Source organism: Microbacterium sp. LWO13-1.2, from assembly GCF_038397725.1.
Classification (GTDB): domain Bacteria; phylum Actinomycetota; class Actinomycetes; order Actinomycetales; family Microbacteriaceae; genus Microbacterium.
This window is the reverse complement of record NZ_CP151634.1, coordinates 3834567-3860488: the sequence shown is the minus strand read 5'-3', so window position 1 is coordinate 3860488 and position 25922 is coordinate 3834567. Positions and strand designations below refer to the sequence as shown.

General features: G+C 69.3%; 24 protein-coding genes. 6 read left to right on the top strand and 18 right to left on the bottom strand.

Annotated elements, in window-relative coordinates; all coding sequences use genetic code 11:
- The 4 genes from paaD to paaA are packed head-to-tail and all read right to left on the bottom strand — an operon-like array spanning position 1 to position 2685.
- Positions 1-576, bottom strand: coding sequence for a 1,2-phenylacetyl-CoA epoxidase subunit PaaD (gene paaD, locus MRBLWO13_RS18465; RefSeq protein WP_341975549.1), 576 nt, complete (start codon positions 574-576; stop codon positions 1-3).
- Positions 570-1403, bottom strand: a complete 834-nt coding sequence (paaC, locus tag MRBLWO13_RS18460; RefSeq protein WP_341975548.1) for a 1,2-phenylacetyl-CoA epoxidase subunit PaaC — start codon at positions 1401-1403, stop codon at positions 570-572. Before paaC ends, paaD begins: the two co-directional genes overlap by 7 nt.
- Complete coding sequence (paaB, locus tag MRBLWO13_RS18455; RefSeq protein ID WP_341975547.1) at positions 1400-1705, bottom strand: 1,2-phenylacetyl-CoA epoxidase subunit PaaB; 306 nt, start codon at positions 1703-1705, stop codon at positions 1400-1402. The genes paaC and paaB overlap by 4 nt, the downstream gene beginning before the upstream one ends.
- The gene (gene paaA, locus MRBLWO13_RS18450; RefSeq protein WP_341975546.1) at positions 1705-2685 is read right to left on the bottom strand and encodes a 1,2-phenylacetyl-CoA epoxidase subunit PaaA; all 981 of its coding nucleotides are present in this window, start codon (positions 2683-2685) and stop codon (positions 1705-1707) included. Before paaA ends, paaB begins: the two co-directional genes overlap by 1 nt.
- 102 nt (positions 2686-2787) lie before the next feature.
- Between paaA and paaI the strand changes: the two genes are divergently transcribed.
- A complete protein-coding gene (gene paaI / locus MRBLWO13_RS18445; RefSeq protein WP_341975545.1) occupies positions 2788-3222 on the top strand; it encodes a hydroxyphenylacetyl-CoA thioesterase PaaI in 435 nt (144 codons plus the stop codon).
- Here paaI and MRBLWO13_RS18440 read toward each other — a convergent pair.
- The 4 genes from MRBLWO13_RS18440 to MRBLWO13_RS18425 form a co-directional block, all read right to left on the bottom strand.
- The gene (locus MRBLWO13_RS18440) at positions 3214-3633 is read right to left on the bottom strand and encodes a pilus assembly protein CpaE (protein WP_341975544.1); all 420 of its coding nucleotides are present in this window, start codon (positions 3631-3633) and stop codon (positions 3214-3216) included. The two genes, paaI and MRBLWO13_RS18440, sit on opposite strands and share 9 nt — an antisense overlap.
- Positions 3630-4847, bottom strand: a complete 1218-nt coding sequence (locus MRBLWO13_RS18435) for a M20 family metallopeptidase (protein WP_341975543.1) — start codon at positions 4845-4847, stop codon at positions 3630-3632. The genes MRBLWO13_RS18440 and MRBLWO13_RS18435 overlap by 4 nt, the downstream gene beginning before the upstream one ends.
- A gap of 173 nt (positions 4848-5020) precedes the next feature.
- The gene (locus MRBLWO13_RS18430) at positions 5021-6124 is read right to left on the bottom strand and encodes a hypothetical protein (RefSeq protein WP_341975542.1); all 1104 of its coding nucleotides are present in this window, start codon (positions 6122-6124) and stop codon (positions 5021-5023) included.
- A 197-nt stretch (positions 6125-6321) separates the two neighbouring features.
- Entirely contained in the window at positions 6322-7092 is a 771-nt protein-coding gene (locus MRBLWO13_RS18425; protein WP_341975541.1) for an IclR family transcriptional regulator, read from the bottom strand.
- Between the two features lie 149 nt (positions 7093-7241).
- Between MRBLWO13_RS18425 and dhaK the strand changes: the two genes are divergently transcribed.
- From dhaK to MRBLWO13_RS18405, 4 genes are all read left to right on the top strand, one after another.
- Complete coding sequence (dhaK, locus tag MRBLWO13_RS18420; RefSeq protein WP_341975540.1) at positions 7242-8234, top strand: dihydroxyacetone kinase subunit DhaK; 993 nt, start codon at positions 7242-7244, stop codon at positions 8232-8234.
- A gap of 97 nt (positions 8235-8331) precedes the next feature.
- Positions 8332-8970 carry a dihydroxyacetone kinase subunit DhaL gene (dhaL, locus tag MRBLWO13_RS18415; protein ID WP_341975539.1) on the top strand — a complete coding sequence of 213 codons (639 nt, stop codon included), beginning with the start codon at positions 8332-8334 and terminating at the stop codon, positions 8968-8970.
- Positions 8970-11456, top strand: coding sequence for a phosphoenolpyruvate--protein phosphotransferase (gene ptsP, locus MRBLWO13_RS18410; protein ID WP_341975538.1), 2487 nt, complete (start codon positions 8970-8972; stop codon positions 11454-11456). Before dhaL ends, ptsP begins: the two co-directional genes overlap by 1 nt.
- Positions 11457-11715: 259 nt before the next feature.
- Positions 11716-13830: a RecQ family ATP-dependent DNA helicase gene (locus MRBLWO13_RS18405; protein WP_341975537.1), complete on the top strand. Its 2115-nt coding sequence runs from the start codon at positions 11716-11718 to the stop codon at positions 13828-13830.
- 15 nt (positions 13831-13845) lie between these two features.
- On the opposite strand, the gene paaZ is transcribed toward MRBLWO13_RS18405, so the two are convergent.
- From paaZ to pdhA, 7 genes are read right to left on the bottom strand one after another with little or no spacing between them, the layout of a single operon-like run.
- Positions 13846-15903 (bottom strand): phenylacetic acid degradation bifunctional protein PaaZ, encoded by a 2058-nt coding sequence (gene paaZ, locus MRBLWO13_RS18400; RefSeq protein WP_341975536.1) that lies wholly within the window; start codon positions 15901-15903, stop codon positions 13846-13848.
- Positions 15900-16790, bottom strand: coding sequence for a 3-hydroxyacyl-CoA dehydrogenase family protein (locus MRBLWO13_RS18395; RefSeq protein ID WP_341975535.1), 891 nt, complete (start codon positions 16788-16790; stop codon positions 15900-15902). The genes paaZ and MRBLWO13_RS18395 overlap by 4 nt, the downstream gene beginning before the upstream one ends.
- Positions 16787-17521: an enoyl-CoA hydratase/isomerase family protein gene (locus MRBLWO13_RS18390; RefSeq protein WP_341975534.1), complete on the bottom strand. Its 735-nt coding sequence runs from the start codon at positions 17519-17521 to the stop codon at positions 16787-16789. The genes MRBLWO13_RS18395 and MRBLWO13_RS18390 overlap by 4 nt, the downstream gene beginning before the upstream one ends.
- On the bottom strand, positions 17518-18726 hold the full coding sequence (locus MRBLWO13_RS18385; protein ID WP_341975532.1) for an acetyl-CoA C-acyltransferase: 1209 nt from the start codon (positions 18724-18726) through the stop codon (positions 17518-17520). The genes MRBLWO13_RS18390 and MRBLWO13_RS18385 overlap by 4 nt, the downstream gene beginning before the upstream one ends.
- Entirely contained in the window at positions 18726-20141 is a 1416-nt protein-coding gene (locus MRBLWO13_RS18380) for a dihydrolipoamide acetyltransferase family protein (protein ID WP_341975531.1), read from the bottom strand. Before MRBLWO13_RS18380 ends, MRBLWO13_RS18385 begins: the two co-directional genes overlap by 1 nt.
- Positions 20138-21172, bottom strand: coding sequence for a transketolase C-terminal domain-containing protein (locus tag MRBLWO13_RS18375; protein WP_341975530.1), 1035 nt, complete (start codon positions 21170-21172; stop codon positions 20138-20140). The genes MRBLWO13_RS18380 and MRBLWO13_RS18375 overlap by 4 nt, the downstream gene beginning before the upstream one ends.
- A complete protein-coding gene (pdhA, locus tag MRBLWO13_RS18370) occupies positions 21169-22272 on the bottom strand; it encodes a pyruvate dehydrogenase (acetyl-transferring) E1 component subunit alpha (RefSeq protein ID WP_341975529.1) in 1104 nt (367 codons plus the stop codon). The genes MRBLWO13_RS18375 and pdhA overlap by 4 nt, the downstream gene beginning before the upstream one ends.
- 151 nt (positions 22273-22423) lie before the next feature.
- Here pdhA and MRBLWO13_RS18365 point away from each other — a divergent pair, with 151 nt between their 5' ends.
- Positions 22424-22861 carry an Lrp/AsnC family transcriptional regulator gene (locus tag MRBLWO13_RS18365; RefSeq protein WP_341975528.1) on the top strand — a complete coding sequence of 146 codons (438 nt, stop codon included), beginning with the start codon at positions 22424-22426 and terminating at the stop codon, positions 22859-22861.
- Between the two features lie 40 nt (positions 22862-22901).
- On the opposite strand, the gene MRBLWO13_RS18360 is transcribed toward MRBLWO13_RS18365, so the two are convergent.
- The 3 genes from MRBLWO13_RS18360 to MRBLWO13_RS18350 are packed head-to-tail and all read right to left on the bottom strand — an operon-like array spanning position 22902 to position 25917.
- On the bottom strand, positions 22902-24005 hold the full coding sequence (locus tag MRBLWO13_RS18360; protein WP_341975527.1) for a Gfo/Idh/MocA family oxidoreductase: 1104 nt from the start codon (positions 24003-24005) through the stop codon (positions 22902-22904).
- Positions 24002-24694 carry a sugar phosphate isomerase/epimerase gene (locus MRBLWO13_RS18355; protein WP_341978497.1) on the bottom strand — a complete coding sequence of 231 codons (693 nt, stop codon included), beginning with the start codon at positions 24692-24694 and terminating at the stop codon, positions 24002-24004. The genes MRBLWO13_RS18360 and MRBLWO13_RS18355 overlap by 4 nt, the downstream gene beginning before the upstream one ends.
- Before the next feature lie 41 nt (positions 24695-24735).
- A complete protein-coding gene (locus tag MRBLWO13_RS18350; RefSeq protein WP_341975526.1) occupies positions 24736-25917 on the bottom strand; it encodes a Gfo/Idh/MocA family oxidoreductase in 1182 nt (393 codons plus the stop codon).
- Positions 25918-25922: the final 5 nt, after the last annotated feature.

The window sequence follows — 25922 nt, the reverse complement described above, 5'->3', positions numbered from 1 at the left end:
TCAATGCACCTTGAAGTGGTCGAAGGGCTCGAGGCACGCGCGGCACTCGAAGAGCGATTTGCATGAGGTGGAGCCGAAGCGGGAGACCTCGTGGGTGTCGAGCGATCCGCAGCGCGGGCAGCGGACGCTGATCGCGAGTCGGATCGGCCCGGTGCTGACCGCCGCACGGCCGGAGGGCGGGGCGATGCCGTACTCGGCGAGCTTGCGCGTGCCGGCATCCGACATCCAGTCGGTCGTCCACGCGGGGGCGAGGACCAGGCGCACTTCGACGTCGCCGAAGCCGGCGGCGGTGAGCGCGAGGATGACGTCGTCGCGGATGGTGTCCATCGCCGGGCAGCCGCTGTACGTCGGCGTGATGTCCACGCGTACGTGGTCGCCGTCGACCTCGACGGCGCGCAGCACGCCGAGATCTTCGATGGTCAGCACCGGGACCTCCGGGTCGGCGACGGCCGCGGCGATGCGCCAGGCTTCCCGGTCGTTGAGCGTCGGATAGGCGCGTTTCGTCTTGCTCCGCTCGCTCAACGTGCGAGTGGAGGCGTCGCTCGACGACCGGGGGATGTGCGTCTGCGTCACCATGTCGCCCCCGGATGCCGTCGCGCGAGCACCTGCATCTCGGCGAGGATGTGCCCGAGCGGGGCCGAGTGCGCGCCCTGCCGTCCTCCGGCAGATGAAGCTGAGACGGCGGGCACCGACAGCTCGGCGTCGGCGAACACGGTGTCGACGACGGCGTCGACACCGGCACGCAGGGTCGACGGACGCACGGCTGCGTCGCCGAGGCGGTCGATCAGGTCGTCGTCGCGGAACAGCTCATCGACGTACGGCCAGACATCGCCTATGGCCCGGATGATGCGCGTGCGCGACTCCGCAGTGCCGCCGGCCAGGCGCAGCACCCACTGCACCGCGTGATCGCGGTGGTAGTCGACCTCTTTGACGGCCTTCGCGGCGATCGCCGCGAATGTCTCGTCGCTGCTCGTCCGCAGCGCGGAGTAGAGCTCGAACATGTAGGTCGCGACGACGAACTGCCGGGCGATGGTCTGGGCGAAGTCGCCGTTCGGCTGCTGCACGATCCACGTGCAACGGAACTCCGGCTCGTCGCGGAAATAGGCGAGGTCGTCTTCGCTGCGTCCGTCGAAGGAGCCGGCGTAGTGCAGGAAGGAGCGGGCGTGGCCGAGCAGATCGAGGGCGATGTTGCCGAGAGCGACGTCCTCCTCGAGCTCCGGGGCGCGCGAGATCCACGCGCCGAGCTGCTGGGAGAGGATGAGCGCGTCATCGCCGAGCCGCAGCGCGTACTCGGCGACGTCGGCGGAAGCGGCCTTCGCGCCGGTCCCCGCGAGCTCCTGTGCGAGGCGGAGTTCCTCGACCATCACGTCGCCGTGGGGGGAGTCGATCTCGTGGATGCTCATAGGTGCGGCACCCCCTCTGATGCCGTGTAGTACACCGCGTGCCGGTAGTTCTTTCCTGCCGGGCTCTCGAAGTACGCGCCCTTGGCATCCGGGTCGCTCGTCGTGATCGCATCCGCCGGCGCGACCCAGATCGAGACGCCTTCGCCGCGTCGGGTGTACAGATCGCGGGCGTTGCGGATGGCCATCTCGGCATCCGGCGCGTGCAGCGAGCCCGTGTGCACGTGGCTGAGTCCGCGGTTCGCGCGCACGAAGACCTCCCACAGCGGCCACGGCTCGGACGGAACAGCCCCTGGCGTCGTCATCAGGCGACCTTCCCTTCGTTGCGGACAGCCTGCTTCCGGGCGTACTCGGCGGCGGCCTCGCGCACCCATGCACCTTCTTCATGCGCCGTGCGGCGTCGTTCGAGACGTTCGGCGTTGCACGGTCCGTTGCCGCGGAGCACTTCGAAGAATTCGTCCCAGTCGATCTCGCCCATCTCGTACTGCCCTGTGCTGTCGTCGAAACGGAGTTCCGGGTCCGGCAGCGTGACACCGAGGATCTCGGCCTGCGGCACGAGCATCGACACGAAGCGCTGGCGCAGATCGTCGTTCGAGAACCTCTTGATCTTCCAGGCCATCGACTGCGCCGAGTTCGGAGACTGGTCATCGGGCGGGCCGAACATGGCCAGGCTCGGCCAGTACCAGCGGTTCACGGCATCCTGGGCCATCTGCCGCTGCTCGTCAGTGCCCTGCATGAGGCTCAGCAGAATCTCGAAGCCCTGGCGCTGATGGAACGACTCCTCCTTGCAGACCCGCACCATCGCTCGGCCGTACGGCCCGTACGAAGCGCGGCACAGCGGCACCTGGTTGCAGATCGCCGCGCCGTCGACCAGCCACCCGATCGCACCCATGTCCGCCCATGTCGGGGTGGGGTAGTTGAAGATCGAGGAGTACTTCGCCTTGCCGGAGATGAGCTGGTCCATCATCTCGTCGCGGGTGATGCCGAGCGTCTGCGCTGCGGAGTAGAGGTAGAGGCCGTGGCCGGCCTCGTCCTGGACTTTCGCCATCAGGATCGCCTTGCGCTTCAAGCTCGGCGCGCGGGTGATCCAGTTGCCTTCCGGCTGCATGCCGATGATCTCGGAGTGCGCGTGCTGCGAGATCTGGCGGATCAGTGTCTTGCGGTAGGCGTCCGGCATCCAGTCGCGGGGCTCGATGCGCTGCTCGTGCGCGATGAGGTCGTCGAACAGGCGCTGCTGCTCCGACGTCTCGTCTTCGACGACGGAGAGGTCTGCGGGGCTGGTCATCATCGACTCCTGAGCTTCGGTGCTTCTTTACTGACCGATCGTTAGGTTATTCTTGCATAGAAGGATTCGCCCTTCAAGATGCGGGCCTTCGGGAGGTGCACGATGGCGGCTGACGAATTGCCGGCCGGAATCGGGACGGCGTCTGAGGCGTTGCGCCCGATGCTGCGCCGGGATGCCGCATCCGCGGCGCTCGGCATGGTGGTGCACCTCGATGAGCCGGGGCGTGCGGTGGTGTCGATGATCGTGCGCGCCGACATGGTGAACGGATTCGGGATCACGCACGGCGGTCTCGTCTTCGCTCTCGCCGATACGGCGTTCGCGATCGCCTGCAATGAGGACGAGAACACGACGGTGGCGCAGGGCGCCGACATCACCTTCCTCGCATCCACGCGGCCAGGCCAGCGGCTGACCGCGACCGCGGAACGCCGAGTCCGGCGCGGGCGCACAGGCCTCTACGACATTACCGTCGTCGACGAGACCGGCGAGACGGTCGCCGAGGTCCGCGGCCGGTCTTTCACGAAGAACGGCTCACAGTGAGCGCGATATGAGTTCCAGGAGCGCGTTCCCGTAGGCCTCCGAGGGATCCGGATGCTCGAACTCCAGCGACTCACCGGCGATCTCGATCTCCACGCGGAACGTGTCTTCGAGGCGGACGAGGCGGCGGAATGTTCCGCGGAGGAGCTCGCGGAGCTGATCCTCGCGAGGCAGCCACACGGCATCCTCGAGCGTGACCGCATCGAGCGCCCACTCGGTCGTGCCGTTGAAGGCGAGGTCGGTGCCGCTCGGCGTCCGCCGCGCCTCGATCGTCATCTCGCTGACCGTGAAGATCTCGGCCTCGGCTTCGTGCTCGACATCGTCCGGGAGATCGAGCTGGAAACGGTCGCCGCTGTCGGGAAGCCAGGTCAGGCCGGCATCTCGCAGCGCGATGGCGAGGTCACGGGTGATCATGCCGGCACCGCCGCTCGGCCGACATGGCTCAGTGCGAGCGCTGCCATCGCGGCAGCCTGATCCGCGAGCAGGCCATCGTCGAAGACCGCGCGCGGAGAGTGATTCGCCTCCGCCTCGGCGGGGTCGAGGTCGGCCGGCGTCGTTCGGAAGAAGACGAACGCCCCCGGAACCTCGTTGAGCACGTACGAGAAGTCCTCGGATGCCATGAAAGGCGAGGCGAGCTCCTCGACGCGTTCTTCGCCGAACATCCCTCGCAGAGTCCCGATCGCGGAGCCGGTTTCGGCGTGGCTGTTCACCGTCACCGGGTATCCGACGATCACCTCCACCTCGGCCGTACACCCGTGGGCGGCGGCGATGCGCTCGACGAAGGCGGGAAGCTCGTTCCGGACCGTCTCGATCGAGGCGGCCGAAAGGGTGCGCAGGGTCGCCGCGAAACCGGCTTCATCGGGGATCACGTTCAGGACTTCGCCGGCGAACAGCTTCGTCACGGTGAGCACCACAGGGTCGAAGACGTCGAAGCGGCGGGTCACCCAGTTCTGGAGCGCCAGGACGAGTTCGGCGACCGCCGGCACTGGGTCCACCGAGAGGTGCGGGCGGGCGCCATGACCGCCTCGGCCACGGATGCGGACCTTGACCGCGTTCGAGCCGGCCATGATCGGGCCCGGCCTCGTCTGGAAGAGTCCGCGAACCCCGGGTCCGACATGCATGCCGTAGGCGGCATCGACGCGGACTCCGGCGGCATCCAGAACCCCGTCTCGGATCATCAGGGGCGCTCCGCCGCCGGCTTCTTCGGCAGGCTGGAACATGAAGACGACCGAGCCGGTGATCTCATCCCGTCTCGCCGCCAAGAGCTGGGCGGCGCCGATGAGTCCGGCGGTGTGCATGTCGTGACCGCATGCGTGCATGGCGCCGTTGGTCGAGGCATACGGCAGCCCGGTCGCTTCCGTGATCGACAGGGCATCCATGTCGGCGCGCAGCAGAACCGAGGGGCCGGCCGAGGATCCGCGCAGCACGGCTGTCACCGAGCTCAGATCCGTGCCCGTCGTGATCTCCAGGCCGAGGGGTTCGAGCGCTTCCAGGACGGCAGCCTGCGTGTGCGGAAGGTGGAATCCGATCTCCGGCGTCGCGTGCAGTCGGCGGCGGAGCGCGATCAGTTCGGGCAGCAGGGCGTCTGCTTCCGCTCGCGCTGCCTTGGCCAGTTCGCGGGTGATCACGTTTCCACGCTAGTCGAGGCGGAGCGTCGCGCCACAGGGGCGCGGTTCGCCGGAGGACTTCGGCGCCGTACGGCAGATCGTCCTGGTGAGGGTCAGCCGCCGAAGACGCCGCGCGGGTGCCGACCTGCGCCTCTACGTCGGAGAGGCGGCGGGGAATCGCCGCCTCGGCGACGTCATCGGGTCGCCCGCGCCAGGTCGTGTGCCCAGCGCTTGGCACGGCGCGCTGTAGCCCGGCCGCGGGCGGCCGCACCCCAGCGCCAGCCGTTTCTGTCGCCGTACTCGACGAGTTCTCTATCGTTCGGCTCACTCGATGACAACAGTTCGGCGTAGTACTGCCAGCGCCGTCGCTCATACGGCGCACGGACGAAGACCACGGGAACGAACTCGTCAAGACGTCCGGCGATCTCCAGCGTGAGCATCGTGCGCATGCATTTCCAGCATCGGGAGCAGTTGGTTGTCCGATTCGGGTCCGCGTCGATGCAGACATCCAGATAGCGCGCGTACGGGCTGCCGACGAGCGCCAGCGTTCGTTCGATCCTGGACATGCCCGAACTCGTGGACTCCACCGTCAGCGCCGCCGTCGACAGCAGTGGAAACGTCATCGCCCCCACCAGGCCGATATCGCCGTGCGGTGGTGGCATCCGCAGATTCCGGAACGCCCCTTCGGATGCGTGGTAGCAGCGTCCGATGCCGCCGCCGAGAAGATGCATGACCGCGGCATTGCGGAATGTCGCCGTCTGCATGAAGCCCATCCGCGGATAGTGGACATCGATGTTGCTGTCGACACGAATGAACGGCAGGCCGAGCTCCGCGGCGACGGGCCGCAGCGCCTCGAATCGCCTTCGCCACAGACTCTCGCCCCCCTCGCCGTGCGCCCCGACGTTGTTGTTCAGAAGATGCGTCACCCGCAACGCTTCCGGCACCCCTGCTGCGGATGCGTACTCCGTCAGCGTGGCGAAGCTGTCGACACCGCCCGAAAAGCCCGTCGCGACTCCGGTCGGGGCCTCGCCGGCGGGAATCGTCTCGTCAGCCGTGACGGCAACCGTCTGGTAATTCGAGTGCACGGCTCGCACCAGCGCCTGGAGGTCATGGTTCAGCCTGTGCAGCAGACTGTCTGTCACCACGCCACCGACGCGGAGATCACGTCCGTAACGCATCGCAGGCAGCAGCAGAGCCACGGCCACATGGTCTGCCCGGTCGGCGAGCAATTCCTCGGCGTCCGCCGCGACGGAGAACCACAGTGGGGCGGCGCCGTCGATGTCAGCGGAAACCCGCATGTTCCCGTCTTCATCCAGGGCATGGCGCGGACGCGCGGTGACCAGATCGGGCATAAGGCATCGGTGCCTTTCGTGAAGGCAGCTGTCCATGGCACACGGGAGCCGGCAGGACAGATTGCGAGCAGTATAGCGGGCCGCGATCGTCCGGGCACCTCCCGATTCGCGTCACGCGACGGGTGCTCTCGCCGGTTGCTTCGCTAAGAATCCTCGGGCGGTGCGATGCGCGGCGGCCAGGTCGTGGCCCCGAGCTCGCGCGAGATGTTGCGGGCGGTCTCGCGCAGCGCATCGAGCACGGCATCCGGTGCCGGCAGCTGGGTCGACGGCATCACCACGGCGACGGCGGCGACGATGTCATTCGACGCATCGGCGATCGGAGCGGCGACGGATGACTCGCCGAGCACGGCCTCGTCGACTTCGGTCGCCGTGCCCCGCTCGGCGATCGCGGGCAGATCGAGGGTCAATCGCGCGATGTCGGTGATGGTGTCGCCGGTGAGGCTGCGCAGCGGCTGCTCGAAGACCGTGTGCTGGAAGCCGACGTCGTAGGCCAGCAGGACCTTTCCCATCGCGGAGGCGTGTGCGGGGATGGCGACGCCGGTCTCGAGCATCTGCTGGCTGTCGTCGGGGCGCAGGTTGTGGTGGATGACGAGCACCTCATGGAAGTGCGGAGCGCCGAGGCGTACGGACAGGTTGGTGCGTCTGGCGAGCTCCTGCGTCCATCGCATCGCCCGCGCACGCACATCGAGGGTGTCCAGGTACACATTGCTCAGCCGGAGGAGCGTCGGGCCGAGCATGTACCGCTGTCCGCCGCGCTCCTTGGCGACGAGTCCGTGCTCGCGGAGCGACTTCACGATGCCGTGAACGGTGGAGGGCGGCAGTTTCAATGCGGTCGCGAGGTCGGTGATGCCGAGATGACGGGCGCCCTGCAGCAGCTCGAGCACCTTCGCGGCGCGGTCGATGGCTTGGATCACGGATCCATCCTCCCTCCGGTTCGTCATCGATCCGGGTATTCGCGTCGGTTCTCAGGATGGTCTTGACAACCCGACTCAGCCCGAGCATATTCGACATTAACGAAAAGCGTTCCGATTTCTTCGGAATCGAGATCAAGGGAGATCGCACGATGAAGAAGCTCATCAACGCGCCGGAAGATGTGCTCGTCGAGTCGCTGAGGGGCGTGAGCCTGGCTCACCCCGAACTCGCGGTCGACTTCGAGAACCACGTCATCACGCGCGCGATGCCCAAGGCCCAGGGCAAGGTTGCGGTGCTCTCCGGTGGCGGCTCCGGGCATGAGCCGCTGCATGGCGGTTTCGTCGGGGTCGGGATGCTGGATGCCGCCGTCGCCGGCGAGGTGTTCACCTCTCCGACGCCGGACAAGGTGCAGGCCGCCACGAAGGCGGTCGACCGGGGAGCCGGCGTGCTGCACATCGTGAAGAACTACACCGGTGACGTGCTGAACTTCGAGATGGCCGCCGAGCTCGCCTCGATGGAGGGCATCGAGGTCGGTACGGTCATCGTCGACGACGACGTCGCCGTACAGGACTCGCTCTACACGGCTGGTCGCCGCGGGGTCGGACTCACCGTGCTGCTGGAGAAGCTCGTGGGTGCCGCCGCCGAAGAGGGGCAGGACCTGGCATCCGTCGTGGAACTCGCGAAGCGGATCAACGGCCAGGGACGCTCGATGGGGATGGCCCTCACCAGCTGCACCGTGCCGGCCGCAGGCAAGCCCACCTTCGACCTGCCCGAGGATCAGATGGAGATCGGCATCGGCATCCACGGCGAACCCGGTCGTCACCGTGAGCCCCTGGCTCCGGCATCCGACATCGCCCGCCAGCTCGTCGAGCCGATCCTCGCCGATCTCGATTTCGCCGGACCCGCGATCGTGATGCTCAACGGATTGGGCGGCACGCCGCAGATCGAGCTGTATCTGATGTACGCCGAGGTCGCCGCTCTGCTCGAGGAGGCGGGGGTGCAGATCGTGCGCAATCTGGTCGGCAACTACATCACCTCCCTCGACATGGCCGGATGCTCGGTCACGGTCCTGAAGGTCGATGACGAACTGCTGCGCCTCTGGGACGCGCCCGTGAACACCCCAGGACTCCGCTGGGGCATCTGACCGAACCCTTCCCGTCGCGAAAAAGCCCGGAAAGGGCGTCGGATTCCGGGCGTTCTTGCGACGGGAGCCGTGACCGCACGACCTGTGAAAGAAAAACATGACTGACACGATCGACACGAAGACGCTTATCGACTGGATCTCGCGCTACCGCGAGGCCGTGACCGAGAAGCGCGAATGGCTCACCGAACTCGACTCTGCCATCGGCGACGCCGACCACGGAGCGAACATGACGCGGGGCATGAACGCGGTGGTGGAGAAGCTCGATGCCGGAGCGCCCGCCACCGTCGATGAGCTGCTCAAGACCGTCGGCATGACCCTCGTCAGCTCGGTGGGCGGCGCCAGCGGTCCGCTCTACGGCACGCTGTTCCTGCGGATGGGCATGGCGGCAGGGCCGGTGACCGAGCTGGATGCTGCGGCGCTCGCCGCTTCCCTGCGCGCCGGACTCGACGGCATCGTTGCCCGCGGCAAGGCCGAAGCCGGCGACAAGACGATGTTCGACGCGATGGCCCCGGCGGTCGATGCACTCGACGCGGCGATCGCAGGTGGTGCCGGCCTCGCCGACGGCGTGCGTGCCGCTGCGGATGCGGCCGCCGCCGGCCGTGATGCGACCCTCCCGCTCGTGGCCCGCAAGGGCAGGGCGAGCTATCTCGGAGAGCGCAGCACCGGGCACCTCGACCCGGGCGCCGCATCCACGGCGATCCTGTTCGAGACCCTCGCCGCGGCGATCGCGTCCTGATGATCGGCATCGTCGCCGTCTCCCACAGTGCTCGGCTCGGGGAGGCGGCTCTCGAGCTCGCCCTGCAGATGGTGCCGGGCGGTGGCGTGCGCGTGCAGGTCGCTGCGGGGGCGGGGATGGATGCCGACGGCACCCCGATCCTCGGGACCGACGCGGTCGCGGTGGCGGCGGCGATCGACGAGCTCGCGGACGATTGCGACGGCGTCCTGGTGCTGATGGATCTCGGTTCGGCGGTGCTCAGTGCCGAGTTCGCCCTGGAGCTGCGAGCCAGCGACGTACCGGTGCGGCTCGTGCCGGCACCGTTCGTCGAAGGACTGCTGGCGGCCGTTGTGTCGGCTGCGGCCGGGTCGGCGCTCGACGCGGTCGCCGAGGAGGCGACAGCAGCGCTCGGAGCGAAAACAGGTCAGCTCGGGGACCCGGTTCCTGACGCGCCAGCCATCGAGGCAGCCGAACCCCCGGGTTCTGACAATTTCACCGGGCCGGATGCGGTGTCGCGGATCGTCAGGGTGCGCAATCCTCTCGGCATCCACGCGCGTCCTGCTGCACTCATCGCGGAGGCGACCGCGGGGGCCCGGGTGCGATTGCGCCGGCTGCCCGACGGGCCGGAAGCATCTTCCGCGAGCCTCTCTCGGTTGCTCATGCTCGGCGCCAGGCAGGGCGAGCGCCTGGAGCTCCGTGCGACCGGCCCCGCGGGTGAAGCGGCGCTCGACCGCCTCGCCGCGCTCTTCGACGATGGCTTCGGGGAGGGGACGGACATGCCGGAGCGCGTGTCGGCCCCATCGGCGCCGACGGCGCCGAAGCAGTCGGCCCCGATCGCCTCCGGCACGGTGCTGCGCGGGCGCGGCGTGAGTGCGGGGGTGGCCGCGGCATCCGTCGTGCATCTTGCGCCCTCCATCCCCGAGCCCGAGAGCGGTGTCGTGATTGCGGCCGCCGAGCGCGCCGCCGAGGCGATGAGCATCGAGTGGGCGGCGGTGGCCGTCGCCGACGAGCTGCGCTCTCGCACCGCGGATGCCTCGGGTGAAGCGCGGGCGATCCTCGACGCGTCCCGGCTGCTGGCATCCGATCCCGAGCTGGTCTCGGAGGCGACCGCTCTCGTGCGCACGAAGGGGCTGACCGCCGCGCGAGCCGTCTGGGAGACCGCGGCTGCGCACGAACGCGGACTCGCGGCGCTCGGCGGACGGATGGCGGAGCGCGCGGCCGACATCCGCGACGTGCGCGACCGCATCGTCGCCGAGATCCTCGACCTCGAGATGCCGGGGATTCCCGTGCGCGATGAGCCCTTCGTGCTCGTCGCCACAGACCTCGCGCCGGCCGACACCGCTGCGCTCGAGGGTGGTCGGTGCGTCGCCCTGGTGACGGAGCAGGGCGGCCCGACCTCGCACACCGCGATCATCGCGCGCTCCCTCGGACTGCCGGCCGTGGTCGGCGTGGCCGAAGCCGCCGGGATCCCGGCGGGGATGACCGTCCTCGTCGACGGAGACCGCGGCACCGTCGAGATCGATCCCGTGGAATCGCGCATCGAAGATGCCAGAGCGGCGTCCGTGGTCGTCGCGTTCGACGGCGCCGGGGCGCTGGCCGACGGCCGGGCGATCCCGCTGCTCGCCAATGTCGGAGGGGCGACGGATGCCGGGGCGGCCGCCACCGCGCACGCCGAGGGCGTCGGACTCTTCCGCACGGAGTTCTGCTTCCTCGACCGCAACGATGCCCCGACCGTCGATGAGCAGGTCGCCGCATATCGTGGAGTGCTCGCCGCGTTCGGGGGGCGCAAGGTCGTCGTGCGCACGCTCGACGCCGGCAGCGATAAGCCGCTGCCGTTCGCGAACGCCGACCACGAGGACAACCCGGCGCTCGGCGTGCGCGGACTGCGCATCGCCCGCCGTTCGCCGGCGCTGCTCGACGATCAGCTGCGTGCCCTGGCGCTCGCTGCGTCGTCGGAGTCGGCGCAGGTCGAGGTGATGGCGCCGATGGTGTCGACAGTCGACGAAGCGCGCGACTTCGCCGCCCGGTGCCGGGAAGCCGGCCTCGAACGGGTCGGCATCATGATCGAGACGCCCTCGGCCGCGCTGTTGGCGGCCGAACTCTTCGACGTCGTCGACTTCGTGAGCATCGGCACCAATGATCTGGCCCAGTACACGATGGCCGCCGATCGGCTGCTCAGCGATCTGGGCGATCTCAACGACCCGTGGCAGCCGGCGGTGCTGCGCCTCATCGGAGCCGTGGGGGCCGCGGGGCGCGCGGCCGGGAAGCCCGTCGGCGTCTGCGGCGAGGCCGGGGGAGACCCCGCACTCGCGCCGGTGCTGGTCGGCCTCGGCGCGACGAGCCTGTCGATGACCCCGCGGACTCTGGGTCGCGTCGCCGCAGCACTCGCCGATGCGACGGAAGAGGCCTGCCGCAGGGCCGCCGACGTCGTTCTCGCGGCGTCCTCGGCTGCGGATGCTCGCGCCGCCGCATCCGCAGTGCTGGCCGGGGCGACACAGCGCGGCTGACTTCGGGTAGTCCTGGCCAGTGGAACTTGGCCTCGGCGCGCGATCTCCATCTGGGGCCGTCATCTCGGGGAGGGGACGCAGTTTGCCGCGTCGATACGCGGGATGCGACCAACTGCGACCCCTCGCTGTGGGGCGGGGTCGCAGTTTGTCGCCTCGATGGGCCGGATGCGGCCATCTGGGTCCCCTCGCGGCCTGAGCCGGGCGTCTCCGCAACTCCGAGCCGGAGGGACATGTCGGTCGCGTGAGGCAGAGTGGGGACATGACCTCCCCCACGCCTCCCGCTGACACACGCAGCGCTGCCCTGGCCGCGCTGCGTGAACTCGTCGGACGCCCCGACGCCGACTTCCACGACGGGCAGTACGAGGCGATCGAGGCGCTGGTCGTGGGACGCCGCCGTGCGCTCGTCGTGCAGCGCACCGGCTGGGGCAAGTCCGCGGTGTACTTCGTCGCGACCCTGCTGCTGCGCCGGCAGGGGGCCGGCCCCACCGTGCTCGTCTCGCCCCTGCTCGCGCTCATGCGCGACCAGATCGCCGCCGCCGAGCGGGCAGGGGTGCGAGCGGTGGCGATCAACTCGACGAATGCCCATGAGTGGGCCGACGTGCTGGCGCAGCTCGACCGCGACGAGGTCGACGTGCTGCTGGTGTCGCCGGAGCGGCTCAACAATCCCGCGTTCCGCGAGCAGCAGTTGCCCGCCCTCGTGAGGCGCATCGGCATGCTCGTCGTCGACGAGGCGCACTGCATCAGTGACTGGGGGCACGACTTCCGTCCCGACTACCGGCGGCTCCGCGACCTCATCGCGCAGATGCCGGCCGAGGTGCCTGTGCTCGCCACCACGGCGACGGCGAACAGCCGCGTCGTGGCCGATGTCGCGGAGCAGCTCGGCACCGGCACCGGTGAAGACGCCGACGTGCTCACCATCCGCGGGCCGCTCGCCAGGGCATCCCTGCGCCTGGGGGTGCTGCGCCTGCCGAACTCTCCGAGCCGACTGGCATGGCTGCTCAGTCACCTCGATGACCTGCCCGGTTCCGGGATCATCTACACGCTCACCGTGGCGGCGGCCGTCGACACCGCGCGTCTTCTGCGCGAACGCGGCCACGAAGTCCGCGCTTACACGGGGCAGACCGACACTGACGAGCGCGAGGAGTCCGAGGGGATGCTGAAGCGCAACGAGGTGAAGGCTCTCGTCGCCACGAGCGCGCTCGGCATGGGCTTCGACAAGCCCGACCTCGGGTTCGTGCTGCATCTCGGAGCCCCGTCGTCACCTGTCGCGTACTACCAGCAGGTCGGCCGTGCCGGGCGTGCGAGCGACAGCGCCGACGTGCTCCTGCTTCCCGGCACCGAGGACCGCGACATCTGGCACTACTTCGCGACCGCGTCGATGCCCGACCAGGAGCGCGCCGAGCGAGTGATCGCCGCGCTCGGCGACGCGCCGGTCTCGACACCGGCGCTCGAGGCGATGGTCGACATCCGGCGGACGCCGCTGGAACTGCTGCTGAAGGTGCTCGATGTCGATGGTGCCGTGCGCCGGGTGCAGGGCGGTTGGGTCGCCACCGGTGAGCCCTGGGCCTACGACGCCGAACGCTACGCGCGCATCGCGGCCGAGCGCGTGGCGGAGCAGCAGCACATGATCGACTACGAGCAGACCGACGGATGCCGCATGGAGTTCCTCCAGCGTTCCCTCGACGATGACACTGCCGTACCCTGCGGGCGGTGCGACAACTGCGCCGGAACCTGGTTCCCCACCGACATCGAGGCGACGGCGAACGCGACGGCCGCCGAATCGCTCGACCGGGTCGGCGTCGCCATCGACCCGCGTCGTCAGTGGCCGACCGGCGCCGATCGGCTCGGAGCGCCGGTCAAGGGGCGGATCGGCCCCGCCGAGCAGGCCGGCGAGGGCCGGGCGCTGGCGCGCCTCACCGATCTCGGCTGGGGCGGCACCCTGCGCGAGCTGTTCGCGGCAGGAGTCGCCGATGCGCCCGTGTCGCCGCAGGTGCTCGCCGGGTGCGTGCGGGTGCTCGCCGAGTGGGGCTGGGCCGAGCGCCCGGTCGCCGTCGTCGCCATGCCGTCGAGGTCGCGCCCGCTGTTGGTCGACTCCCTCGCTCGCGGGCTCGCCGAGGTCGGGCGCCTTCCGTTCATCGGCGCGCTCCAACCGGTGGCCGGCGGCCCGACGGGTCAGCCAGGAGGCAACAGCGCGTTCCGGCTCGCCGGACTCTGGGATCGCTTCACCGCGGAGGGGCTCGATATTCCACCGGGACCGGTGCTGCTCGTGGACGACCAGGCCGACAGCAGATGGACGTTGACCGTCGCCGCCCGCATCCTCCGGCAGGCCGGCGCGACCGAGGTCCTGCCGTTCGTCCTCGCGCTTCGCGGTTGATCTCCGCTCGGTCTGCTACTCCTTCGATACCAGCGTCAGCACGTCGTACGTCGCGACGGTCTCGTCCTCCTGGTTGCGGATGACGGCATCCCAGCGCACCTCGCCGTATTCGTCGGTCTCACGCGGGGTGATCTGCTTGGCGGTCAGATCGACGCGGATGCTGTCGCCCGGCGACACCGGAGTGAGGAAGCGCAGATTCTCCAGGCCGTAGTTCGCGAGCACCGGGCCGGGCTCGGGATCGACGAAGAGTCCCGCAGCCCAGGACACGAGCAGGTAGCCGTGCGCGACCCGTCCGGGGAAGAAGGGGTTCGCCGCGGCCGCTTCTTCGTCCATGTGCGCGTAGAACGTGTCGCCGGTGAAATGCGCGAACGTCTCGATGTCGTCGAGCGTCACCTCACGCGATGCCGAGACGATCTGGTCGCCGATGCGGAGTTCCGCGAGCGACTTGCGGAACGGATGCCGCCCCTCGCTGTGGGCGGCGGCGCCGGCATGCCAGACCCCCGTGAGCGCGGTGAGCATCTCCGGGGAACCCTGCACGGCGGTGCGCTGCATGTGGTGCAGCACCGCGCGGATGCCGCCCAGCTCCTCGCCGCCGCCGGCCCGCCCTGGGCCGCCGTGCACGAGGTTCGGCAGCGGGGATCCGTGACCGGTGGACGAGCGGGCGTCATCGCGGTCGAGCAGGAGCATCCGGCCGTTGAACGGCGCGATCGCGCTCGCGAGTTGCACCGCTTGCAGCGGGTCGTGCGTCGCGATGCTGGTCACCAGCGAACCGCCGCCGCGGGCGACGAGAGCCGCGGCTTCGGCGGTGGTGTCGTAGGTGAGCAGCGACGACACCGGGCCGAAAGCCTCGACCGTGTGCACGGCCTCCGCGGATGCATCGTCAAACCGCAGCAGGACGGGCGAGACGAAGGCACCGTCGGCCACGGGACCGGTGGTGCCGTCTTCGCGACGCACGTCCGGAGCCTCCGTGGTGCCCACCACGACGCGTCCGCCGGCATCCGCCAGCTTCCGCACCTGGCGCAGCACTTCATCGCGCTGCGCCGTCGACGCCAGCGGTCCCATCGTGACGCCCTCTGCGCGCGGGTCGCCGAGCACGACCTTCTCGGCGATGCGTGCGCGTACGGCTGCGATCACCGCATCCGCCGATGCCGTCGGGACGATCGCCCGCCGGATCGCGGTGCATTTCTGCCCAGCCTTCGTCGTCATCTCCGTGACGAGCTGGCGCACATAGGCATCGAATTCGGGTGTGCCGTCGACGGCATCGGTGCCGAGCACCGAGGCGTTGATCGAGTCGGTCTCGGCGGTGAACCGGACGCCGCCGGTCTGCACCGCACGGTGCGCGCGCAGCGATTCGGCCGTCGAGGCGCTGCCGGTGAAGCCGACGATGTCGCCGAGGCGCAGGTGGTCGAAGAGATCGGGCACGCTGCCGCTCACGAGCTGCAGCGAACCATCGGGAAGCAGGCCGGACTCGACGAGGATCCGCACGAACGCCTCGGCCAGGTAGCCGGTCGGCGTCGCCGGCTTCACGAGCGTCGGCATGCCGGCGAGGAAGGCGGGGGCGAACTTCTCCAGCGACCCCCACACCGGGAAGTTGAAGGCGTTGATCTGCACCGCCGTGCCGGTGAGCCGGGTGTAGATATGCCGACCGAGGAATGAGCCGTCCTTGGACAGCGGCTCCACCGGTCCGTCGACGTAGACCTGGGCGTTCGGCAGCTCGCGCCGCCCCTTTCCGGAGTAGGAGAAGAGCACACCGATGCCGCCGTCGATGTCGACCCAGGAGTCGGTCTTGGTGGCTCCCGTGCGCGCGGAGATCGCGTAGAGCTCGGACTTGCGTTCGGTCAGCGCCAGCGCGAACTGCTTGAGCAGCACCGCGCGCTGGTGGAATGTGAGCGCTCCGAGACTCGCCTGCCCGACCGTGCGAGCATGCTCCAGGGCGGCGCCGAGATCAAGGCCCTCGGTGCTCACGCGGGTGACGATCTCGCCGGTCGACGCGTCGCGCACCTCCGTCGTCTTCTGCGGTGAGGTGGGGGTCCACCAGCTTCCCTCGACGTAGCTGGGCAGGATGTCGCTCATCGTCCGTTTCCATTCTCTGCCGGAGCAGAAGTCCATGTGTAGAAGCCTTCACCGCTCTTGCGGCCGAGTCGGCCATCGGCGACCATCGTGCGCAGCAGGGGCGGTGGCTCGAAGCGCGGTCCCAGCGTGGCGGCCAACTCTTCGGCGATGCCGAGCCGCACGTCCAGCCCGACGATGTCGGTCGTGCGCAGCGGGCCCATCGGATGCCGGTACCCGAGCGTCATCGCCGTATCGATGTCCTCCGCGCTCGCGACGCCCTCCTCGAGCATCCGGATCGCCTCCAGTCCGAGCATCACGCCCAGGCGGGAGGATGCGAAGCCGGGGGAGTCCCGCACCACGATCGGCGTCTTGCCGAGGGCGCGCACCCAGTCCCTGGCCGCTTCCACGATGGCCGGATCCGTCGTCGCGCCCTGAACGATCTCGACCAGGCGCGAGGCCGGGACGGGGTTGAAGAAGTGCAGCCCGAGAAAGCGCTCAGGCTTTCCGCGGCCCGCGGCGAGGTCGTCGATGGATATGGAGGAGGTGTTGGATGCGAGCACCGCGGTCTGGGGCATCGCCGCCTCGACGCTGGCCAGCGACGCCTCCTTCAGCGCACGGTCCTCCGGTACCGCCTCGACCACGAGGTCGCAGGCGCCGAATGCGGCGTAGTCCGCGCCGCACTCCAGGCGTCCGAGGATCTCCGAAGCGTCGAGGGCGCTATCGCGTTCCACAGAGCGGCCGATGCTTTCGACGATGCGCTCGGAGGCGGCTTCCGCGCTTGCCGTGTCCCGCTCGACGACACGGACACGAGCGCCGGCGAGCAGGAAGGCGTGGGCGATGCCCGCGCCCATCCGCCCGCCGCCGAGGACGCCGACGTGGGAAGGGGCTGCCGGATTTTCGGTGGTCATCGTCGTGCTCGCCTTTCCAGGAAGTCGGTCATCCGCTGGTACTTCGACGCGGACTCGAACAGTTCGGCCTGCAGTTCGAACTCGATCGCCGGATGCTCGGCGCGCGCAGCGCGCAGCGCGCGCTTCGTGTGCTGCGTGGCCAGGGGGTCGTTCGCGACGACGCGGTCGGCGATGGCGTTCGCGGCGTCGAGGATCTCGTCTGCCGGGTGGACCGCCGAGACGAGTCCCCAGGCCAGTGCCTCATCCGCGCCGAGGGAGCGGCCGGTGAGCAGCAGCTCGCTCGCCCTGGCCTCGCCGACGATCTCGGGCAGTCGCCACGTCGCGCCGGCTGCGGCGATGATCCCGAGGCCGGTCTCCGGGTTGCCGATCTTCAGTGCGGGGGTGGCGATGCGGATGTCGGCGGCGTAGGCGAGCTCGGCGCCGCCGCCGAGCGCGTAGCCGTCGATCGCCGCGATCACCGGCATCGGCAGTTCGCGGATACGGATGAACGCCATCGCGTTGATGCCCTTCCGGGCGTCGGTGGCGGTGCGCTCGCGGAGTTGAGCGATATCGGCGCCGGCGGCGAAGACACCGTTCGACCCGGTGAGGATCAGCGTGCGCGGGTTCTCCTCGAGAGTCGCGCACAGCGCGTGCAGTGCGTCGATCATGTCCTGATCGATCGCGTTCCGCTTCTCCGGGCGATCCAGCGTGGCGATGACGCGGTCTTCGCGCTCGTCGATATGCAGGCTCATCGGACGCGCTCCACGATCATTGCGGTGCCCTGGCCGACGCCGACGCACATCGTGGCGAGTCCGATTCCGGCATCCTCGCGCTCCATCCGACCGAGGAGTGTCACGACGATCCGGCATCCGCTCGAGCCGAGGGGGTGACCGAGCGCGATCGCGCCACCATCGCGGTTGACGATCGCCGGGTCCAGACCGAGACGGCGCATCGAGGCGAGCGACTGCGTCGCGAAGGCCTCGTTGAGCTCGACGGCGCCGATGTCGGCGACCTGAATGCCGGAGCGCTGCAACGCCTTCTCCGTCGCGGGCACCGGTCCCAGCCCCATGATCTCCGGGGCCAGAGCCGCGGACGTCGCGGTCACGATGCGGGCGCGCGGGACGAGGCCGTGGCGGCGGACGGCGTCCGCGCTGGCGACGACGATCGCCGAGGCGCCGTCGTTGAGGGAGCTCGAGTTGCCGGCCGTGACGACTTCGCCACCCGCAACCACCGGGCGCAGCGCGGCCAGCGCCTCAAGGCTCGTGTCGCGGCGGGGGCCTTCATCGATCCTCACCTCTCCGGTGCGAGTCGGAACCCCGACGATCTCGGCCGCGAAGCGGCCCGCATCGATCGCGGCGACGGCGCGCTGCTGACTCTGCAGGGCGAAGGCATCTGCATCCGCCCGAGTGATCCCGTCGCGGCGAGCCACCTCCTCCGCGGTCTCCGGCATCGAGAACGTCGCCTTGTCGCGTGCGGCGAGCCGCGGGTTGGTGAATCGCCAGCCGATGGATGTGTCGAAGGCCTCGCCGGGTTTCGCCCAGGCGCGATCCGGCTTCGCCTGCACCCAGGGCGCACGTGTCATCGATTCGACGCCGCCGGCGACCATGATGTCGGCATCGCCGGCACGGATCGCCTGCGCAGCCATCGCGATCGCCGACATTCCCGATGCGCAGAGGCGGTTGACGGTGATCCCGGGGATCGTGTCCGGCAGTCCCGCGAGCAGCACGGCCATCCGGGCGACGTTGCGGTTGTCCTCGCCGGCCTGGTTCGCGGCTCCGAGGATCACCTCGTCGATCGCGGTGTCGGGGATGCCCGCACGGACGACGGCTTCCCGCACGACCAGCGCGGCCAGATCATCTGCCCGCACCGCAGCCAGCGCGCCGCCGTATCGTCCGATCGGGGTGCGCACTCCGCCGACCAGGAACACGTCGGTCGTCGCATCCCGCTGACCGGGCATCAGACCCTCCCGAAGGCGCGGAGCGGATGCTCGATGAGCTCGGTGACGCGGCGCAGGAACCCGGCCGCGTAACCGCCGTCGCAGACGCGGTGGTCGAACACCAGCGAGAGCTGGGCGATGCGGCGGGCGACGATCTGGCCCTCGACGACCCAGGGACGCTCCATGATCCGACCGATCCCGAGGATCGCGACGTCGGGATGGTTGATGATCGCGGCCGAACCGTCGACGCCGAGACCGCCGTAGTTGTTCAGGGTGAACGTCGAGCCGCGCAGTCGATCCGACGGCATCGCACCCGCGCGCGCGGTCGCGCTGAGTTCCCGCAGCGCCGCGTCGAGCTGTTCGACGCTCAGGGCGTGCGCCCGCGGGATGACGGGAACCATCAGGCCCCGTTCGGTGTCGGCGGCGACGCCGAGGTTCACGCCGTCGAAGGAGATCAGTTCTTCGCCGGTTTCGCTCAGGCGAGATGCCAGCACCGGGTAATCCTCGAGCGCGAGCAGCACGAAGCGGGCGATCAGCGCCGTGATCGACGGCGCCTTTCCGCCCTCGGGGGCCATCTGGGCGCGCAGTTCCCAGAGAGCGGTGGCGTCGACGTCGACCCAGACGGTCGCCTCCGGGATCTCCGAACGGCTTCGGGTGAGCTTGGCGCTCACCGCCTTGCGCAGCGGCGACATCCGCTCGCGGGAACGGATCGGAAGGCCATCGACTTCGCCGAGGGATGCGGGGTCTGCGACGCGGTGGTGCGTGGCGACGCCGTCCACAGCATGGTCGACGGCTGCGCGCAGAACGTCGGCACGGGTGATCGCCCCGTCGGGGCCGGTGGGAGCGATTGCGTGCACGTCGAGGCCGAGATCGCGGGCGAGGCGCCGGACCAGGGGGGAGCGGACGGCCACCGGGCGGCGGGCATCGAGAGCAGATGCGTCGGGATCGACCTGTTGGGTCTCGACGACGGCCGGCTCGACGACCTCGGGGGGTACGGCAGCGGCGGCCGAGACACGACGACGTCGCCCCTTCGCCGAGCGCTCAGAGGTCCCGTACCCGATGAGGACGTTGCCGGAGCCGGCGCGCTCCTCCTCGCGGTAGGCCTCGTGCTCGCCATGCTCATGCGCCGGATCGGCGCGTTTCGTCTCGCTTCGCTCGCTCAACGACCGGGGGACGGCGGGAGCCGCGGCATCCGCCACTTCCAGCACCGGCGCACCGACGTCGATCGTGTCGCCGGCCTCGCCGTGCAGCGCGGTCACGACACCGGCGAACGGGGACGGCAACTCCACCACGCTCTTGGCCGTCTCCACTTCGGCGATCGGCTGGTCCGTGGCGATCGTGTCGCCGACGGCGACGAGCCACTGCACGAGGCCGGCCTCGGTGAGACCTTCGCCGAGATCCGGCAGGCGGAACACGTGCGTCGTGAGCGTGCTCATGCGTCCTCATCCCAGTGCAGCGAGTCGATGGCATCCAGCACCCGATCGACATCGGGCAGGTACCAGTGTTCGAGCTTCGGCGGCGCGAACGGCACGTCGAAGCCCGTGACTTTGCGCACGGGAGCCGCGAGGTATTCGAAGCAGCGCTCGAACACCCGCGCCTGGATCTCGGATGCCACCGAGACGTACCCGGGGGCCTCGGCGATCACGACGGCGCGACCGGTCGAGCGTACCGCCGCCGTCACCGTCGCGTCGTCGAAGGGTGACAGCGAGCGCACATCGACGACCTGCACGCTGCGTCCGTCTTCGGCTGCCGCCGCGGCCGCCTCCAGCGCGAGTGGGACCGCCGCGCCGTAGGCGAGAAGCGTGACGTCGGTGCCGTCGCGCACGACCTGCGCCGTGTCGAGCGGGGTGCGGATGCTGGTGTCCACCTCGCCTTTGGACCAGTACAGCTTCTTCGGCTCGAGGAAGACGACCGGATCGGCTGAGGCGATCGCGGCGCGCAGCAGCGAGTACGCGTCCTGCGGAGTCGAGGGTGCGACGACGGTGAGACCGGGCGTGTGCGCGTAGTACGCCTCGGAGGAGTCGCAGTGATGCTCCACACCGCCGATGCCGCCGCCGAACGGGATGCGGATGACCATCGGCATCCGGATCGCACCCCTGGTGCGGTTGCCGAGTTTGGCGACGTGGCTGACGATCTGCTCGAAGGCGGGGTAGGCGAACGCGTCGAACTGCATCTCGACGACCGGGCGCATCCCGTTCATCGCCATTCCGACGGCGGTGCCCACGATGCCGGCCTCGGCGAGCGGGGTGTCGAAGCAGCGTTCCTCGCCGAAGCGAGCGGTGAGTCCGTCGGTGATCCGGAAGACTCCGCCGAGCGCACCGACGTCTTCGCCGAAGACCAGAACAGAAGGATCCTCGGCCAGCGCGTCGGCGAGCGCCCGATTCAGGGCGGCGGCCATCGTCATCGTCTGCGTCGTCGCGGTCGTCACGGCATCCTCCACGCGCGTGTCGTCATGGGTGATGGTCATCGCGCACCTCCGGCGTCGGTCAACTGGTCGCGGTCGATCTCGCCCTTCAGCAGGTTCCACTGCTCGTCGAGCTGCGGCGAGCGTTCCGCTCGCACGAACCGGAAGAGGTCTTCGGGGTCGAGGTCGGCGTCGGCGTTCATCACACGACGAAGCTCGGCGGCGATCTCCTCTGCACCGGCGGCGAGCGCGTCTTCGGCGGCCTCGTCGAGCACTCCCTGCGCGCGCAGGTATGTCTGCAACCGCACCAGCGGATCGCGGGCGACCCACGCCTGGACCTCCGCGCGTTCCCGGTAGCGGGTGTCGTCGTCGGCGTTGGTGTGCGCCTGCATGCGATAGGTGTGCGCCTCGACGAGCGACGGCCCGCCGCCCGATCGCGCTCGGGAGACCGCCTCGCCGAGCACCGCGAGCACGGCGGCCGTGTCGTTGCCGTCGACGCGTTGTCCCGGCATCCCGTAGCCGATCGCCTTGTGCGCGAGCGAGGGCGCGGCGGTCTGGCGCGAGAGCGGCACCGAGATCGCGAACTCGTTGTTCTGCACGAAGAACACCACCGGCACCTGGAAGACGGCAGCGAAGTTCATCGCCTCGTGGAAATCGCCTTCGCTCGTGGCGCCGTCGCCGCACAGGGCCATGACGACCGTGTCCTCACCGCGCATCTTCGCCGCGTGCGCGAATCCGACAGCATGCAGGAGCTGGGTGGCGAGGGGAGTCGCCTGCGGAGCGACCCGATATTGCCGCGGGTCGTATCCGGAGTGCCAGTCTCCCTTGAGGAGCACCATGGCGTCGGCGGGCTCCACCCCGCGGGCGATGATCGCGACGGAGTCCCGATACGTCGGGAAGAGCCAGTCGTGCTCGCCGAGCAGGAGGGACGCACCGACCTGGCAGGCCTCCTGGCCGTGCGACGACGGATACACCGCGAGACGGCCCTGTCGTACCAGCGCCGTGCACTGGTCGTTGATGCGCCGCGCCTCGACGAGTCCGCGGTAGGCGTGCAGCAGCACGTCCGTGCTCGACACGGAGTACTGCGCATCCTCGACGGGGCGGCCGTCGGGATCGATGAGCTGCACCGGGGTGTCCCGGGGGAGCAGGGCTTCGTCGTTCATCGGTCGCCTTCCTTGCCGAACGTGATACGCCCAGCATGCGCCGAACGGATGCAGTCGTCCAGCCAGGTTGAGCTAGTTCTGGACGATTGCTCGATAACAGTGCGCACCTGGTGCAGACTGTCAGCATCCGATGTCGTTTCGAAGGGCGGCCATGACTGAGCTTGATGACACCGATCACGCGATCCTGCGGATGCTGCAGCGCGACGCGCGTGCGTCGATGACGGCCATCGCCGACGCCGTGCATGTCTCACGTGCGGGGGCGCATGCGCGCATCAAGCGACTCACCGATGCCGGCATCATCACCGGGTACACGGTGCGCACCGATCCTGTGCTGCTCGGGCATCACGCCTCGGCGTACGTGACCCTCGCGATCGAGCAGGCGACGTGGCAGGACGTCCGCGATCGCCTGCAGGCGATCCCCGAGGTGGAGCACATGGCGCTCGTCGGCGGCGACTTCGATGTCATCCTGCTGGTGCGCGCCCGCGATGCCCGCGACCTCCGCCGGATCGTGCTGGAGGACATCCAGGCGATCCCCTCGATTCGCTCCACCCGCACCACGCTCATCTTCGAGGACTTCTCGAGGAACTGATCTCCGCGCGCACCGGAAGAGCACCGATCGGGCGCTGCAGTCATCTTGGTCTGCGGGGATCCCATGTCTCGGGGAGTGCCATCTGCGGTTCGCAGGTGCTTTCGACGAGGACGGGGCGTCGTTCGTCGGCCGACTCGGCGATCGCGCTCATGATGTCGAGGACATGCAGCGCCTGCTCGCCGGATGCGCGCGCCCGGCGCCCGTCTCGGATCGACTGCGCGAGCTCCGCGACTCCGATGCCTCGTGTCGACGTCACCCCCGAGGCGGCGATGATTTTTCCGCTCGGGTGGGCGTCGTCGTAGAGCGTCGAATCCCCATGGAAAGCATTCGGATCAGGCAGTACCAGCGTGCCGTGTGTGCCGGCGATCTCCAGAACGCCGGCACGCTTGAGGTGGGACTGGAAGCTGAGAAGGAACTGCGCCGACGCGCCGCCCTCGAACTCGATCAGGCCGCCGTGATGCGTCGGCACCGTCACTGGGAATTCGGTGCCGGCTCTCGGGCCGGAACGGACGGTCCTGATCGGTCGCGCGGTGGCCGACGTCGCCATCACCCGGCGTGCAGGTCCCAAGGCCTGCACGAGGGCGGTGAAGTAATAGGGTCCGATGTCGAACAACGGACCGGCGCCCTCCTGGAACAGGAACTCCGGGTGCGGATGCCAGAGGTCGGGCCCCGGAGACTGCATGACGGCGAGTGCGGTCAGCGGAGTCCCGATCCCGTCGGCCGCGATCGTCCGCAGCGCTGTCTGGAGTCCCGCACCGAGGAAGGTGTCCGGTGCCGACCCGATGCGGAGGCCGAGCCGATGGGCCTCGTCGAGAAGCGACCGTCCGCTCGCGAGGTCGAGGGCGAAGGGCTTCTCCACCCAGACATGCTTTCCGGCGTGCAGCGCAGCGCGCGTGACGGCGACGTGGGCCGCGGGGATCGTCAGGTTGACGACGAGATCGATCTCATCGCGGGAGAGGAGATCGTCGACGGAGCCGCTCGCGCGCACCCGATGCGCCTGCGCCTGCTCGCGGGCGCGCTCGAGATCGAGGTCGGCGACGAAGGCGACGTCGAGACCGGGAAACGCCGTCAGGTTCTCGAGGTACTCGCTGCTGATCACCCCGGCGCCGACGATGCCGACCCGCAGGGGATCCTGAGGACTCATTGCACGCCCAGCGACGTCAAGAACGCGTGGCTGTCGACGACAGCCGTGAACCGGTCGCCACGAGAATCGTCGAGCTCGATCACTCGGAGCGCCTCGGGGGCAGCGTCGAGGATCGCCGCGATCGGCAGCGTTCCGTTGCCGACGGCCACCTGGTCACGGGGGTCGGACGTGCCGGGGCCGTCTTTGACGTGCAGCGCGACCACCCGTTCGCCGAGCTTCCGCAGCAGATCGACAGGGTCCTGTCCGCCGACGATCACCCAGTAGGCATCGAGCTCGAGCGAGACCGTGTCGTCGAGCCTCTCCGCGAGAAGCTCGAGGGCGGGCGAACCGTCGATGAGCTTCAGTTCGTGCGCGTGGTTGTGATAGCCGATCCGGATGCCATACTCCGCGGCGGTCTTCGCCGTCGCATTCAGACGCGCAGCGATATCGGCCACGTCGTCTGCGGTCTGCCATCGTTCGGCGGTCACTTGAGGCTCGATCACGGTCTCGATCCCGAGTTCACGGGCCGCGGCGAAGACCGGTCGCGGGTCGACTTCGATGAAGTGCGCGTGCGCTGTCGGCGCGGCGAGGCCCGCCGCGGCGAGGCCGCGACCCAGTTCGGGAAAAGCAGTGAAATTGTATGGTTCGACCTGCGTGAAGCCGATGTCGGCGATTCTCCGAAGGGTGCCGGGAAGATCGGTGGCGAGCATCTCTCGCACGGTGTAGAGCTGCAGGGACAGGCGGGACGTGCTCACAGTGCTCCTCGAAGCTGGTCGGCGGTTGCGGCGAAGGCGGGGCGTTCTCGGCTCGGCGCGTCGGCAGGGTTTTCAGTCCAGGGGGCGCCGAGCTCGGCGAATGTGGCGTGCTCGGCGACGGCGAGCGCGATCCAGCCGGCGATGTCCGTCACGATGGTCGTGGTCTCGTCGAGGCGGCTGAGGAATTCCCGAGGGATAGGCATCGGTGCCGCCGCTGACCGGATCCTGTCGAGGACCGCCATGAAAGGGGCGCTCGCGCGGAGCGGGGAGAGCAGGTCGATCCGTCTGTCGCCCCGATGGGCGATGAGGTTCTCGAGGAGGCTGCGCCGTTCAAGTCGGGTGATCGTGCCGTCGGAGCGCTCTATCCGGTCGGCGGTGTAGTGGAATCGGAGCGACCCCGCTGAGCCCATGACCTCGAGGACCGGCTCGACCGGATCCGCGGCGCACAGCGTGAACGCGCCCGTGATCGTGACGCCGTGTGCGGTCCGGATGCGCACGACGGAGGTGTCATCGGACTCGATCGGGTTGGCGCGATACAGGTCGACGTCGATGCGCGCGATCTCGGTGCGGTCCCGCACCCCGGCGAGGTGCAGCGCCGAAGCGATGGCGTGTGCGAACGGGTTCGTCACCACGCCGTCGACGATGTCGATGCCATCGAGCACGCGTCGTCCCGCCCACCGAGACCTGTTCCAGTACGCGTCCGGACGCTGCCAGAGACCGATCGCCCCGATGGCGGTGACCTCGCCGATCTCCTCGATGGCCTCGAGGAACGCAGGGGAGTCGTGCAGACCGAGGCCCTGGAACCCGACTTGGATCGATCCTTCACTCGTGCGCTCCAGGTCGAGGAGCCGATCGAAATCGCTGATCGATGTGACAGGAGGCTTTTCGAGGTAGACGTCAGCTCCGGCACGCAGCGCGCGTGCCGCGAGATCGAAGTGGGTGTCCAGCGGGGTGGCGATGATGACCACGTCGATGTCGGGGACCGACGAGAGCAGCACATCGAGGTCGGTGTAGACGGCCGTTGCGGCGGGCAGGGAGCCGGGTGAAGGGGGGAGGGGGTCGGCGACGGCCACGAGTCGGACGGACGGCCCCATCCGCGCGATCTGCTCGATGTGCACGGCACCGTAGCCGTGCAGGCCGGCGATCGCGACTCGCGTCGGTCTCGTCGTTGATCTCATCATTC